Below are 13400 nucleotides of genomic sequence, written 5' to 3'. Positions count from 1 at the left end.
GAGCGGCGGAAAGCCCGGCGCGGAGCGCAGAAGAGCCCCGCCGGTGTGGGCCCAGGGGCCAGGAGAAGGTAGCGTGCGTAACGCGCCTGCGGCGATTGTTCTCGGCCGCGCGCCTCTCGGCCATCCCGCAGAATGGATGGCGTAGGTGCGCCCGAGTGCGATCGGGCGCGGACGTCGACGCGGTCCCCCGGTCCGCTCCGTCCGCACCCCCGCCGAGAAACGGCGCACCCGTGAGACGGCGTAGGAGAGAAGCGATACCTGTGAGCGCAGCGACAACGCGAAGCCGCACCCCCGACCGCCTGTGCGCCGAGGCCGTCGACCTCGCCCGCGCCGCCGCCGAGGAGGCCGCCGCACCCGGCATCGTCGGCGCGCACGTGGGGCTGGTCTCCGAGGGGGACCGCGTTGTCACGCACTTCTTCGAGTGCGAGGAGCTGGGCTACCGCGGCTGGCGCTGGGCCGTGACCGTGGCCCGCGCCTCCCGGGCGAAGTTCGTCACGCTCGACGAGACGGTCCTGCTGCCCGGCAACGACGCTCTCCTCGCCCCCGAGTGGGTGCCGTGGAGCGAGCGCCTGCGGCCCGGCGACATGGGGCCGGGGGACCTGCTGCCCACGGATGCCGAGGATCTCCGCCTCGAGCCCGGTTTCACCGGCGAGGACGAGCCGCCGCCGAACTCGCCCGTCTCGGAGGAGATGGCCGAGCTGGTGGAGGCGGAGGACGCGGAGGTCGCGGGCGGGACGCCGGCGACGCTGCCGGTCGCGCCTCGGCGGGGCTCGATCGCCGCCGTGGCGGAGGAGCTGGGGTTGCGCCGTGCCCGCGTCCTGTCCCGGTACGGGCTGCATGTCGCGGCCGACCGGTGGGAGGAGGGGTACGGGCCGAAGACCGCGATGGCGCAGGCCGCGCCCGCGTCGTGCGTCAGCTGTGGCTTCCTCAACCCCATCGGGGGCTCGCTCGGACAGGCGTTCGGTGTCTGCGCCAATGAGTTCTCGCCCGCCGACGGGCACGTCGTCTCGCTCTCCTACGGTTGCGGCGGCCACTCCGAAGCCGCGGTCATGCCGAAGCCTCCGCGCCCGGCTCCGCCGGTGATCGACGAAACCCGGGTGGATCCCTTCCCGCTGCGCCCCTCCCCGGATTCCGGTTCGGTCTCGATCACGACCGACGAGTCGGCGGAACTCGGCCACTCGTAGCCCGGGAGTTTGTTTTCGCCCCCGCCGCCCCTACCCGTTCCCGTACCTGGTGGGCTTCGCCCCCCAGACCCCCCTGGGTTGTCTTTTTTGCTGCGCGCCGGTGGGGGCTTGTCGCGCAGTTCCCCGCGCCCCTGACGGGGCACGGCCCCCCAGCCCCCATGGTGGCGGGGGCGAAAACCATGAGAGCCCGGCCGGAGGGCGGGTCGGGGCGCGGTACCTTCATGCCGCGGCCGGGCGCAGCACTCGCGGTCGCGCCAGGCGAGAGGGAGAGTGAACCGTGAGCAAGTTCGTGCGGCCGGCAGCCGAGGGCGCGGACCCGTTCGGGACGGCGCGCCTGCGACGCGGCGTGCTGGACGCCTGGGCGACCAGCCCGGCCCGGTTCCGCGAGGACGCCAACGCCGAGGAAGATCTCGTCCTCGGCGGGTATCGAGACCGGCTCGTCGTCGAGCTCGCTCAGAACGCCGCCGATGCCGCGGCCCGTGCCGGCGTCCCCGGCCGCCTCCGCCTCACCCTCCGCGACGACGTACTCGTCGCCGCCAACACCGGCGCCCCCCTCGACGCGGCCGGCGTCGAATCGCTCTCCACCCTCCGCGCCTCCGCGAAGCGCGACGCGCACGACACGGCCGTCGGCGCCGTCGGACGATTCGGCGTCGGTTTCGCCGCCGTGCTGGCCGTCACGGACGAGCCCGCCGTCGTCGGGCGGCACGGCGGCGTCCGCTGGTCCCTCGCCGAGGCCCGCGAGCTGGCGGGGGACACCGCCCGCCACAGCCCGGGACTCGGGGACGAGATCCGCCGCCGAGACGGTCATGTGCCCCTGCTCCGGCTGCCGTTCGCGGCCGAAGGCACCGCCCCGGACCCGTACGACACCGTCGTGATCATGCCCCTGCGGGACCCCGCCGCCCAGGATCTCGCCGAGCGCCTCCTGCAGAACATCGACGACGCCCTCCTGCTCGCCCTGCCGGGCCTGGAGGAAGTGGTCGTCGAGATCGGGGACGCGGACGTACGCACTCTCCGGCGCCGTACCGAAGAGCATGGCGTCACCCTCGAGGACTCCCGCGAAGGCACCACCCGTTACCGCACCATCTCCCACCACGGACCCCTCGACGCCGCCCTGCTCGCCGACCGTCCGGTCGAGGAGCGGCTGCGTCCGCACTGGTCGGTGACCTGGGCCGTGCCCGTGGACAGCGGCGACGGTACCCCCGGCCGCCCCCGCACCAGCCCCGTCGTGCACGCGCCCACGCCCAGCGACGAGCCCCTCGGCGTCCCCGCCCTGCTCATCGCCTCTCTCCCGCTCGACACCACCCGCCGTCATGCCGCCCTCGGCCCGCTCACCGACTTCCTGGTGGAGCGCGCGGCGGACGCGTACGCCGAACTGCTCGCGGCCTGGCGCCCGGTGGACACCGGGATCATCGACCTCGTGCCCGGCCCGCTCGGCAAGGGCGAGCTGGACGGCGCCCTGCGCCAGGCGATCCTGGACCGGCTGCCGCGCACCGCGTTCCTGCCGCCCGCCGTCGAGCCGGTCAACGCCCCGGACGCCCCCACCGAATGGCCCGAGACCAGCGCCGCGGAGAACCCGGTCGCCCTGCGCCCCCGCGACGCCGAGATCGTCGAGGGCGCCGGAGCCGAGACCGTCCGCGTCCTCGCCGAGGTGCTCCCCAGCCTGCTGCCCGCCGGGCTCGAACGCCGGGTGGAGCTGCGGACGTTGGGGGTCGCGCGGGTGCCCCTCACCGAGGCCGTGGACCGCCTCGCCGGTCTCGAGAAGGACCCGACCTGGTGGCGGAGTCTCTACGACAGCCTCGCCGGGGTCGACCCCGACCGGCTCTCGGGGCTGCCCGTGCCGCTCGCCGACGGGCGCACGACCATCGGCCCCCGGCAGGTCCTGCTGCCGGTTCCCGACGGGCCCACCCCGGACGACACCTGGGCCGCCACCTCCGACTCCCTCGCCCGCCTCGGCCTCAAGGTCGCCCACCCGGACGCCGCCCACCCGCTCCTGGAGAAGCTGGGCGCCCTTCCGGCCACGCCTCGCGCCGTGCTCACCACCCCGCAGGTGCGCGGCGCCGTCGCCGCCTCGCTCGACGACGACGGCGGGGCGTGGGACGAGGACGCGCCGGACGCCGAGGAACTGGCCGACACCGTGCTCGCGCTCATCCGCGACGCAGGCCTCGAACCCGGCGACGAGCCCTGGCTCGGCGCCCTCGCCCTCCCGGACGACGAGGGCGAACTCGCGCCCGCGGGTGAACTGGTGCTGCCCGGCAGCCGGTTCGCGCAGGTCATGCGCGAGGACGAACTCGCCTTCATCGACAGCGAGTTGGCCGACCGCTGGGGCGAACAGCCGCTCGCGGCCTGTGGCGTGCTCGCCAACTTCGCCCTCGTACGCTCCACCGACCTCGTCCTCGACCCGGACGAACTGGAGCCGCGCGACTCCGACTTCGCCGAACCTGATGACGCGGGCCTCCTTGACGCCGTCGACGTGTGGTGCGAGGACGTCCTCGACCGGCTGCCGGACACGCCGGTGCCGCCGGTCGCCACCGAGATCGTCGCCGTACGGGATCTGGACCTGGTGGACGACGAGCGGTGGCCGCAGGCCCTCGCCCTGCTCTCGCAGCCGCCGCTGCGGGACGCGATCACCCAGCCGGTGCGGGTCCTGCTGCCGGACGGCACGCACGAGATCGTCCGGCCGTACACGGCCTGGTGGCTGCGCGGCCATCCCGTCCTCGACGGCCGCCGCCCCGCCGGGCTGCGCGCCGAGGGCAGCGACCCGCTCCTGCACGGCCTGTACGACGCCGCCGACGCCACCGGCTTCGACGACGAGCAGGTGCTGCGGGCGCTCGGCGTGCGTACCTCGGTGGCCGCCCTCCTCGGCGAACCCGGCGGCGCCGCCGAGCTCCTCGACCGGCTCGCCGACCCCGACCGGAAGGTCTCCGGCGCCCAACTGCACGCCCTCTACAGCGCGTTGGCCGACCTCGACCCCGAGCAGGTGACCCTGCCGGACGAGCTGCGGGCCGTCGTCGACGGTGAGGTGCGCGTCGTGGACGCCGCCGACGCCGTGGTCGTCGACTCGCCCGACCTGCTGCCCTTCACCGGTGGGGTGCCGCTGCTTCCCGTACGGCCGTCGCGCGCGGCCGAGCTCGCCGAGCTGTTCCAGGTGCGGCGGCTGAGTGAGTCCGTCACCGGGGACGTGGACTCCGAGGGCACCGAACACGACGTACCGGACTCCGTACGGGTGTTGCTCGGCCCGTCGACCCCCACCTCGTACGTCGAACACGAGGAACTCGTCGTCGACGGCACCGAACTCGACTGGCGGCGTACCCGCGACGGCGTGCTGCACGCCGCCACCGTGGAGGGCGTCGCGGCCGGACTCGCCTGGGCGGCCGGCCAGTGGCCGCGCCGCTTCGAGGTCGCGGCCCTCCTGGAGGACTCGTCCCGCACAGAGGAACTGGCCCGGGACCGCTGGTTCGACTGACGCTGTGCCGGGGCCGCGCGGCTGAACGCTGTGCGGCCCCCGGCTGCTTCCTGTGATCTTGTTAATACGCGCACAAAATATTCACCCCCCGTACAACCATTCTCACCGGCCGCGGATCTGATCTCCCGAGTCAACAGACTCCACGATCACTTGGGCCCCGTGCGACGACGAGCCGTGAGGAACGACCACCACCGGGGCCCCTTTCTCCACTTGGGGATCGCATGCGCATACGTGCCACCGTGGCCGCCGTCTCCGGCGCCCTGGCCCTCTCCGCCCTCGTCGTGCCGGGCGCCCACGCCGCCGACTCCGCCTCCTCCGACCGTGCCGCGGTCACCAAGGCGCAGGAAGTCGCCCACGCCGCCGCCGGCAAGGCCGCGTTCAGCACCTCCACCGCCGCCGACACCGGCATGCCGTACGCCCTCGACGCCACCTTCTCCAACGTCAAGGTGAACGGTGGCGCGGCGATCAAGGTCGGCATCAGCAACCACGTCACCGTCCCGGTCACCTACACGATGACCCACGGCGCCGACGTCGACATCACCGCCGCCGACTTCTTCACCGCCCCCTACCTCTACAAGGGCTCGTTCGACGCGCCGGACAACATGCTGTTCGGTGACTACGACGCGACCTGCACGGCCACCTCGTCGACCGTCGCCACCTGCAAGGGCAACGTCGACATCTACCCGGCCGCCGGCGAGCTGATCAACTCGGACGCCGGCTCCTGGCACGCCGCGGCCCTGGCCGTCGCCTACAACGGCGAGGACTGGACCAGCGACGACATCAACTGGGACAACGTGGGCATCGCCGACCAGGGCGGCTTCACCTCCCCGAACGTGCAGCGCTACTCCAAGCTGACGGTCAACGCGGGCCCGGAGCCGGTCTACAAGGGCAGGACCCTGACCGCCACCGGCAAGCTGTCCCGCGCCAACTGGGAGGACAACCTGTACCACGGCTACACCAACCAGCCCGTGAAGCTGCAGTTCCGCAAGGCGGGCACCAGCACGTACACCACGGTCAAGACGGTGACGTCGGACTCGACCGGCAACGTGAAGGCCACCGCCACCGCCAACTACGACGGTTACTGGCGCTTCCGTTTCGAGGGAACCTCGACCACCCCGGCGGTCTCGGCCACCGGTGACTACGTCGACGTGAAGTAACTCCTGCACGCAACGCTCACGCGGGAAAGCGGCGGTCGACCCACTTCCACAGGAACTCCAGGGCGGCCGCCGCCACCGCCGAGATGCCCACCGCGATCCACGGCATCGTCGTGCCGACCAGCTTCAGCGCGAAGAAGTGCTGCAGGCCCGGCACCATGAGCACCAGCAGGAACGCCCCGCCCATCGCGGCGACGAGGCAGATCCGCCACCAGGTGTAGGGCCGGGCGATGATCGCGAGCACCCACATCGAGATCAGGAAGAGCGTCAGCGTGGCGGCGCTGGTCTCCGCGTCCAGCGAGCCCGCGCCGGTGTAGTAGTGACGGGCGAGCAGATACGTCACGAAGGTGGCCACCCCGGCGATGACCCCGCCAGGGATCGAGTACCGCATCACCCGTCGTACGAAGTGGGGTTTCGCGCGCTCCTTGTTGGGGGCGAGCGCGAGGAAGAAGGCCGGGACGCCGATCGTCAGGGTGGAGAGCAGCGTCAAGTGCCGTGGCAGGAAGGGGTATTCGACCTGCCAGCACACCACCAGGATGGCCAGCAGCACCGAGTAGACCGTCTTCACCAGGAAGAGGGTCGCGACCCGGGTGATGTTCCCGATGACCCTGCGGCCCTCCGCGACCACCGAGGGCAGCGTCGAGAAGCTGTTGTTGAGGAGGACGATCTGGGCCACCGCCCGGGTGGCCTCCGAGCCCGAGCCCATCGAGACACCGATGTCGGCGTCCTTCAGGGCGAGTACGTCGTTCACGCCGTCGCCCGTCATCGCCACCGTGTGCCCGCGCGACTGCAGCGCGCCCACCATGTCCCGCTTCTGCTGCGGGGTGACCCGCCCGAACACCGTGCCCTTGTCCAGCGACTTCGCCATCTCCTCCTTCTCGTCGGGGAGGTGGCGCGCGTCCAGGACGGAGCCGGTGAGCCCGAGCTTCCCGGCCACCGCGCCCACCGACACCGCGTTGTCGCCGGAGATGACCTTCGCCCTGACCTCCTGCTCGGCGAAGTAGCGCAGGGTGTCCGCCGCGTCCGGGCGCAGCCGCTGTTCGAGGACGACCAAGGCGGTGGGCCGGGCGCCCTTCTTGACCTCCGGGTCGTCGAGGTCCTTGGAGGCCCGGGAGAGCAGCAGCACCCGCAGGCCCGCCTCGTTCAGCCGCTCGGTCTCCGCGAGTGCCGGGTCCCCGGCGGGCAGCAGCACGTCGGGGGCGCCGAGGAGCCATGTACTGGACTCCCCGTTCCCCTCGCTGAAGGACGCCCCGCTGTACTTGCGGGCCGACGAGAACGGCAGCGACTCGGTGCAGCGCCACTCCTCGACGTCCGGGTAGGCGTCGATGATCGCCTGCAGGGAGGCGTTGGGCCGCGGATCCGACTCGCCCAGCGCGCCGAGGACATTGCGTACGTACGTCTCGTCGGCGCCCTGGAGCGGCCGCACCTCGGTGACGTCCATGCCGCCCTCGGTGAGGGTGCCGGTCTTGTCGAGGCAGACGGTGTCGACACGGGCGAGCCCCTCGATGGCCGGAAGTTCCTGCACGAGGCACTGTTTCCGGCCAAGGCGGATGACGCCGATCGCGAAGGCGACGGAGGTGAGCAGGACCAGCCCCTCCGGGACCATCGGCACGATCCCGCCGACCGTCCGCGCGATCGAGTCCTTGAAGCCGTGCTGCTTGACCACGAGCTGGCTGATGACCAGGCCGATCGCGGTCGGGATCATCATCCACGTCACGTACTTGAGGATCGTGGAGATACCGGTCCGCAGCTCGGAGTGGACCAGCGTGAACCGTGACGCCTCCTCGGCGAGCTGCGCCGCGTACGCCTCCCGTCCCACCTTCGTCGCGGTGAACGCGCCGCCGCCCGCGACCACGAAGCTGCCCGACATCACCTCGTCGCCGGGTTGCTTGACCACGGGGTCGGCCTCACCGGTGAGCAGCGACTCGTCGATCTCCAGGCCGTCGGCCTCGGCGCAGGTGCCGTCGACGACGATCTTGTCGCCGGGCCCGATCTCGATCAGGTCCCCGAGCACGATCTCGGAGGTGCTGACCGTGACGGCGACCCCCGCCCTGCGCACGGTCGGTTTCGCCTCGCCGATCACCGCGAGCGAGTCCAGGGTCTTCTTGGCCCGCCACTCCTGGATGATGCCGATCCCGGTGTTGGCGATGATCACGTACCCGAAGAGGCTGTCCTGGAACGGCGCCACGGACAGCATGACCAGCCAGAGCACGCCGATGATCGCGTTGAACCGGGTGAAGACGTTGGCGCGGACGATCTCGCCCATCGAGCGGCTGCTGCGCACGGGGACGTCGTTCACCTCGCCGCGCGCGATCCGCTCGGCCACCTCGGCGGCGGACAGCCCCTCCGACCGCCGCGAGGCGGGTATGGGCACGGGGTGAACGGGATCGAGTTCGGCGCCCGCGTCGATGTGCGTCATGCATTCGACGGTACGTGTGGATATACGGCTTCACCTGCCGAGTGCCCCAAAGATCCGACCTGGGGAGGACGGCGGCGCGGGGGAGTGATGCTCTGGGTGTAGGGGGAGCTGGTTACTCCGCGGCAGTGGCGGCCTGGTCCGGGCCGGCGGCCGCGTCGCGCTTGATGGCGGCGTCACGCCTCCGGACGTACCAGATACCGATCAGTCCGAGGCCCGCGCCGGCCAGGCACGTCCACACCCACCAGGTGTGCCCGTGGTCGTCGAACCAGCCGTAGAACGGCAGCTGCGCCAGGAAGAGGACGAACCAGAGGATCGTGCCGCCCGTGATGGTGGCGACGACGGGCCCCTCCAGGGGCTCCGGCGCCTCGTGCTTGGGGGTCCACTTCGCCATGTGCACAGCTTACGAGGGTCGCCGCGCTGTTCACCGCCAGGTCCGTGGTGCCCTTGTATACCAACGGTCTACGCGCGGAGATAGCGATTTCGGACTCATATGTTCATACTGAAACGGTCTGAGTCCGGCTCTTTCTGTTCGTACGAAACACCAACGGAAACATCGAAGAAACCTGCTGGTGATCGCGTAACGGCCAGACTCGATCAAGTTCCCAGCCCGGCGCCCTCCCCACTCTCGACTCCGCTCGAGCGCGGGGATCCGCATCGTCAGGGCGCCCGCACTGGCCCCGTAAGGCCCCCGCACGTATGAGGTCACGCATGTCCACCTCGGCCCTCACCAAGGCCCCCACCCCGGAGCAGCCGGAGCCCGGCCCCGCGCAGGGCGTCCTGGACCGCTATTTCAAGATCTCCGAGCGGGGTTCCAGCATCCCGCGCGAGATCCGCGGTGGTTTCGCCACCTTCTTCGCGATGGCCTACATCATCGTGCTGAACCCGATCATCCTGGGCAGCGCGAAGGACATGTACGGGCACCACCTGGACAACGGCCAGCTGGTCACCGCGACCGCCCTGACCGCGGCGTTCACCACGCTCCTCATGGGTGTCATCGGCAATGTGCCGATCGCGCTGGCGGCGGGGCTGGGTGTGAACACGGTCGTCGCGCTCCAGCTCGCGCCGCGGATGTCATGGCCGGACGCGATGGGCATGGTCGTCCTCGCCGGCTTCATCGTGATGCTGCTCGTCGCCACCGGTCTGCGTGAGCGTGTCATGAACGCCGTGCCGCTGGGCCTGCGCAAGGGCATCGCGATCGGCATCGGCCTGTTCATCATGCTGATCGGCCTGGTCGACTCCGGCTTCGTCACGCGCATCCCGGACGTCGCGCAGACCACGGTCCCGCTCCAGCTCGGCGCCGACGGTCACCTCAACGGCTGGCCCGTCCTGGTCTTCATCCTCGGCACGCTGTTCACTCTCGCCCTGATGGTGCGCAAGGTGCCCGGAGCGATCCTCATCTCGATCGTCACGATGACGGTCGTCGCGGTGATCATCGACGCCGTCGCCACGATCCCGTCCTGGGGTCTGACCACCCCGAAGTGGCCCGGCAACCCGGTCGCCACCCCGGACTTCGGCCTCGTCGGCAAGGTCAGCCTCTTCGGCGGCTTCGACAAGGTCGGCGTACTGACCGGCATCCTCTTCGTCTTCACGGTCCTGCTGTCGACCTTCTTCGACGCGATGGGCACGATCATGGGCATCAGCGACGAGGCCAAGCTGACCGACGCCCAGGGCCAGATGCCCGGCATCAACAAGGTCCTCTTCGTCGACGGCATCGCGGTCGCCGCGGGCGGCGCCACCTCCTCCTCGGCCACCACCTGCTTCGTGGAGTCCACGGCGGGCGTCGGTGAGGGCGCCCGCACCGGCCTCGCCAACGTCGTCACCGGCGCGCTCTTCGCCGTGGCGCTGTTCCTCACCCCGGTCGCCACGATGGTGCCGTCGCAGGCCGCCACGCCCGCGCTCATCGCGGTGGGCTTCCTGATCATGTCCCACTCGGTCAAGGAGATCGACTGGGCGGACTACACGATCGCCATCCCGGCCTTCGTGACGATGATGATGATGCCGTTCACCTACTCGATCACGAACGGCATCGGCATGGGCTTCATCACCTTCGTGGTGCTGCGCCTGGCCGCCGGCCGTGGCCGCGAGATCCCGATCGCGATGTACGTGGTGTCGGCGGTGTTCGCCTTCTACTACCTGATGCCGGCGCTGGGTCTGACGTAAGCGGCCTCACGGGGTCTCACCTGACCCCGTAGAACTTCTCCGTCTCCTCGACCGCGGTCTGGAACCGCTCGTCGAAGTCATCGCGAATGAGCGTCCGGACGACATAGTCCTGGACGCTCATTCCGCGTTTGGCGGCGTGGTGTCGGAGCCGGTTGAGCAGCTCCCCGTCTATCCGCAGGCTGAGCACGCTGGTCCCCATGGAGTCGAGGGTCGCCGGACGCCGGACGACGAGGGGTCACTTTCGGGAGCGGGCTCACTCATATGAGTGATGTCGGGGTTCAGTGGCGCGGTTCACGGGCATTGCGGTGGTCTTTAGGGAGAGTAATGAGTTACGCTAAAGACATGCCTGACCTCACCCATGGCGACGACGAGGCCGCCGTGAACGCCTTGCGCTCCGCAGTGATGCGGTTGTCGCGTCGACTCAAGCACCAGCGGGTCGACGAGTCGCTGAGCCCCACCGAGATGTCGGTGCTCGGCACCCTGGCCCGCTGTGGCACCGCCACGCCGGGCGAGCTCGCCCGCAAGGAGCATGTGCAGCCGCCCTCGATGACACGCATCGTCGCGCTGCTCGAAGCCAAGGGGCTTGTCAGGCTGGAGCCGCACCCCGAGGACCGGCGCCAGAAGGTCGTCACGCAGACCGACAAGGCCGAAGCGATGCTCGAAGAGAGCCGCCGCAAGCGGAACGCGTTCCTGGCCGGACTGGTCGAGGCCCTCGAGGAGGACGAATGGGCGAAGCTCCGCGAGGCCGCCCCCGTTCTGGAAAAACTCGCCCATCTGTGACCACCTGCGGCCCTCTCCCGGGAGGGCCGCTCCCATGTCTCGACACCATCGCCGACGCCCTCCCATGACGCCGACGTCAACGACTGCCTAGGAGGCGAGCCCTTTTGAGTACGGGACCCGGAGCAGATTCCGCCCCCGCACCAGCCACCCACGACTCCCCGTCCGCTCCCGACCGTTCAACCGGTGCCTCCCGCGCTGAATCCGGCACCTCCCGTTCCTCCTCGATGTTCAGCTCGCTGAAGATCCGGAACTACCGCCTGTTCTGCCTGGGCCAGGTCGTCTCCAACACCGGCACCTGGATGCAGCGCATCGCCCAGGACTGGCTGGTGCTGAGCCTGACCGGTTCGTCCGCCGCGGTCGGTATCACCACCGCGCTGCAGTTCCTGCCGATGCTGCTTTTCGGGCTGTACGGCGGTGTTCTCGTCGACCGCCTCCCCAAGCGGCCCGCGCTGCTCGTGACGCAGACGGCGATGGCTGTCACCGGCCTCGCGCTCGCCTTCCTCACCCTCTCCGGCCATGTCCAGGTCTGGCACGTCTACCTGGCCGCCTTCGCCGTAGGCCTCGCCACGGTCGTCGACAACCCGGCCCGTCAGTCCTTCGTCTCCGAGATGGTCGGCCCGGGCCAGCTGCAGAACGCGGTCAGCCTGAACTCGGCGAACTTCCAGTCGGCCCGCCTGGTCGGCCCCGCGGTGGCCGGCCTGCTGATCACGGGCGTCGGCACCGGCTGGGCCTTCCTCTTCAACGGCCTGTCCTTCGTGGCCCCCATCGCGAGCCTGCTGCTGATGCGCGCCCGCGAACTGCACGTCGTCGAGCGGACGCCCCGCGGCAAGGGCCAGTTGCGAGAAGGCCTTCAGTACGTGGCGAGCCGCCCGGAGCTGATCTGGCCGATCGTCCTCGTCGGCTTCATCGGCACCTTCGGCTTCAACTTCCCGGTCTGGCTCTCGGCGTACGCGGACGACATCTTCCACGCGGGCGCCGGCGCGTACAGCCTCTTCAACACGCTGATGGCGCTCGGCTCGCTGGCCGGCGCGCTGCTCGCCGCCCGCCGTGGCACGGCCCGGCTGCGCATCCTGATCGCGGCGGCGGTGGCCTTCGGTGCGCTGGAAGTGGTGGCGGCGGCAGCCCCCTCCCTCTGGCTCTTCTCCCTCCTCATGGTCCCGATCGGCATCTTCGGCCTGACGGTCAACGTCACCGCGAACACCTCGGTCCAGATGGCCACCGACCCCGCCATGCGGGGCCGCGTCATGGCCCTGTTCATGATGGTCTTCATGGGCGGTACGCCACTGGGGGCACCCCTGGTCGGCTGGGTCACCGACGCCTACGGCGCCCGAGTCGGCTTCGCCCTCGGCGGCCTGATCTCCTTGGCGGCCGCGACCACGATCGGCCTGATCCTGGCCCGCATCGGCGGCCTCCGCGTCTCCCTCGGCTGGCACCACGGCCACCCGCACGTCCGCTTCGTCCCGAAGGAGCGGCGGGAGGAGCAGCTGGCCCCGGCGGCGTGACGACGGACGGCAACACGCGCCGGGCCGGCAAGCAGCAGGATTCCGGGCACGGGCGTCTGGACGCCCCGGTAGACGTGCGTATCTCCAGGTCGGCGGGGGTCGCCGGATGATCCATTCCCTGGAAGGGTGACGCCATGAGACTTTTTGCGGCGGTGCTGCCTCCAGAGGGTGCGATCCGTGAACTCGCCTCGGAGGTCGATGAGTTGGAGCGGTTGCCGGGAGCCGACGGGTTGCGCTGGACGGGCCGTCCCGGCTGGCACTTCACGCTCGCGTTCTACGGCGAGGTGGACGAGGAGATCGTCCCGGACCTCTCGGAACGGCTGGCGCGCGCGGCCCACCGTACGGATCCCTTCCCCTTGTCCCTTCGCGGCGGCGGCCACTTCGGAGGGCGCGCCCTGTGGGTCGGCGCGGCAGGCGACCTGCAGACCATGCGGCTGCTGGCCGACCGGGCGGAGGCGGCCGCGCACAAGGCGGGCATCCCGATGGGGCAGCACCGCCCCTACCACCCGCACCTGACAGTGGCCCGCAGCCGCGCTTCCGCGCACTTCGAGGCGTACGTCACCGCCCTGCACTCCTTCGAGGGGCAGGAGTGGACGGTGGGGGAGCTCTGCCTCGTCCGCAGCCGTCTGCCGAAGTCGGGGGTGCCCGGGGAGCAGCCCCGTTACGAGGTGGTCGCCCGCTGGCCGCTCGGGGCGGCCGGTTAGGCTCGATGCGTGGACCCGAAGACCCGTAACCGGA

Annotated in this window: 10 protein-coding genes; 7 read left to right on the top strand and 3 right to left on the bottom strand. The window is 70.8% G+C overall.

The genetic code is table 11. The features are described 5' to 3' along the window. Positions 1 to 260 precede the first annotated feature (260 nt). The 3 genes from AB5J53_RS22200 (at position 261) to AB5J53_RS22190 (ending at position 5804) form a co-directional block, all read left to right on the top strand. Positions 261 to 1184 (top strand): DUF3027 domain-containing protein, encoded by a 924-nt coding sequence (locus tag AB5J53_RS22200; protein WP_369247416.1) that lies wholly within the window; start codon positions 261 to 263, stop codon positions 1182 to 1184. 277 nt (positions 1185 to 1461) lie between these two features. After that, on the top strand, positions 1462 to 4647 hold the full coding sequence (locus tag AB5J53_RS22195; RefSeq protein ID WP_369247415.1) for a sacsin N-terminal ATP-binding-like domain-containing protein: 3186 nt from the start codon (positions 1462 to 1464) through the stop codon (positions 4645 to 4647). Between the two features lie 221 nt (positions 4648 to 4868). Next, a complete protein-coding gene (locus tag AB5J53_RS22190; RefSeq protein WP_369247414.1) occupies positions 4869 to 5804 on the top strand; it encodes a hypothetical protein in 936 nt (311 codons plus the stop codon). Positions 5805 to 5820: 16 nt separating this feature from the next. Here AB5J53_RS22190 and AB5J53_RS22185 read toward each other — a convergent pair whose 3' ends face one another. Together AB5J53_RS22185 and AB5J53_RS22180 are read right to left on the bottom strand one after the other, a co-directional pair. Then, positions 5821 to 8220, bottom strand: a complete 2400-nt coding sequence (locus AB5J53_RS22185; RefSeq protein ID WP_369247413.1) for a cation-translocating P-type ATPase — start codon at positions 8218 to 8220, stop codon at positions 5821 to 5823. 112 nt (positions 8221 to 8332) lie between these two features. Beyond that, positions 8333 to 8611 carry a DUF2530 domain-containing protein gene (locus AB5J53_RS22180; RefSeq protein ID WP_369247412.1) on the bottom strand — a complete coding sequence of 93 codons (279 nt, stop codon included), beginning with the start codon at positions 8609 to 8611 and terminating at the stop codon, positions 8333 to 8335. A gap of 317 nt (positions 8612 to 8928) precedes the next feature. Here AB5J53_RS22180 and AB5J53_RS22175 point away from each other — a divergent pair, with 317 nt between their 5' ends. Continuing rightward, the gene (locus AB5J53_RS22175) at positions 8929 to 10380 is read left to right on the top strand and encodes an NCS2 family permease (RefSeq protein ID WP_369247411.1); all 1452 of its coding nucleotides are present in this window, start codon (positions 8929 to 8931) and stop codon (positions 10378 to 10380) included. A gap of 16 nt (positions 10381 to 10396) precedes the next feature. Here AB5J53_RS22175 and AB5J53_RS22170 read toward each other — a convergent pair whose 3' ends face one another. After that, positions 10397 to 10579 carry a ribbon-helix-helix protein, CopG family gene (locus tag AB5J53_RS22170; protein WP_369247410.1) on the bottom strand — a complete coding sequence of 61 codons (183 nt, stop codon included), beginning with the start codon at positions 10577 to 10579 and terminating at the stop codon, positions 10397 to 10399. Between the two features lie 143 nt (positions 10580 to 10722). Between AB5J53_RS22170 and AB5J53_RS22165 the strand changes: the two genes are divergently transcribed. From AB5J53_RS22165 to thpR, 3 genes are all read left to right on the top strand, one after another. Further along, positions 10723 to 11160 carry a MarR family winged helix-turn-helix transcriptional regulator gene (locus AB5J53_RS22165; protein WP_369247409.1) on the top strand — a complete coding sequence of 146 codons (438 nt, stop codon included), beginning with the start codon at positions 10723 to 10725 and terminating at the stop codon, positions 11158 to 11160. A gap of 224 nt (positions 11161 to 11384) precedes the next feature. Beyond that, positions 11385 to 12662, top strand: coding sequence for an MFS transporter (locus AB5J53_RS22160; protein ID WP_369247408.1), 1278 nt, complete (start codon positions 11385 to 11387; stop codon positions 12660 to 12662). A gap of 134 nt (positions 12663 to 12796) precedes the next feature. Continuing rightward, on the top strand, positions 12797 to 13366 hold the full coding sequence (gene thpR / locus AB5J53_RS22155) for an RNA 2',3'-cyclic phosphodiesterase (protein WP_369247407.1): 570 nt from the start codon (positions 12797 to 12799) through the stop codon (positions 13364 to 13366). The last annotated feature ends 34 nt before the right edge of the window (positions 13367 to 13400 follow it).

Source organism: Streptomyces sp. R41 (assembly GCF_041053055.1).
In the GTDB taxonomy this organism is placed as follows: domain Bacteria; phylum Actinomycetota; class Actinomycetes; order Streptomycetales; family Streptomycetaceae; genus Streptomyces.
The sequence above is the reverse complement of the archived record's forward strand: the minus strand, read 5'-3'. Positions and strand labels throughout refer to the sequence as shown.

Bases quoted from the DNA above. Each gene is read 5' to 3' on its own strand.
- thpR (WP_369247407.1), top strand. From the start codon at position 12,797: ATGAGACTTTTTGCGGCGGTGCTGCCTCCAGAGGGTGCGATCCGTGAA.
- AB5J53_RS22180 (WP_369247412.1), bottom strand. From the start codon at position 8,611: ATGGCGAAGTGGACCCCCAAGCACGAGGCGCCGGAGCCCCTGGAGGGG.
- AB5J53_RS22165 (WP_369247409.1), top strand. From the start codon at position 10,723: ATGCCTGACCTCACCCATGGCGACGACGAGGCCGCCGTGAACGCCTTG.
- AB5J53_RS22170 (WP_369247410.1), bottom strand. From the start codon at position 10,579: ATGGGGACCAGCGTGCTCAGCCTGCGGATAGACGGGGAGCTGCTCAAC.
- AB5J53_RS22185 (WP_369247413.1), bottom strand. From the start codon at position 8,220: ATGACGCACATCGACGCGGGCGCCGAACTCGATCCCGTTCACCCCGTG.
- AB5J53_RS22175 (WP_369247411.1), top strand. From the start codon at position 8,929: ATGTCCACCTCGGCCCTCACCAAGGCCCCCACCCCGGAGCAGCCGGAG.
- AB5J53_RS22190 (WP_369247414.1), top strand. From the start codon at position 4,869: ATGCGCATACGTGCCACCGTGGCCGCCGTCTCCGGCGCCCTGGCCCTC.
- AB5J53_RS22160 (WP_369247408.1), top strand. From the start codon at position 11,385: ATGTTCAGCTCGCTGAAGATCCGGAACTACCGCCTGTTCTGCCTGGGC.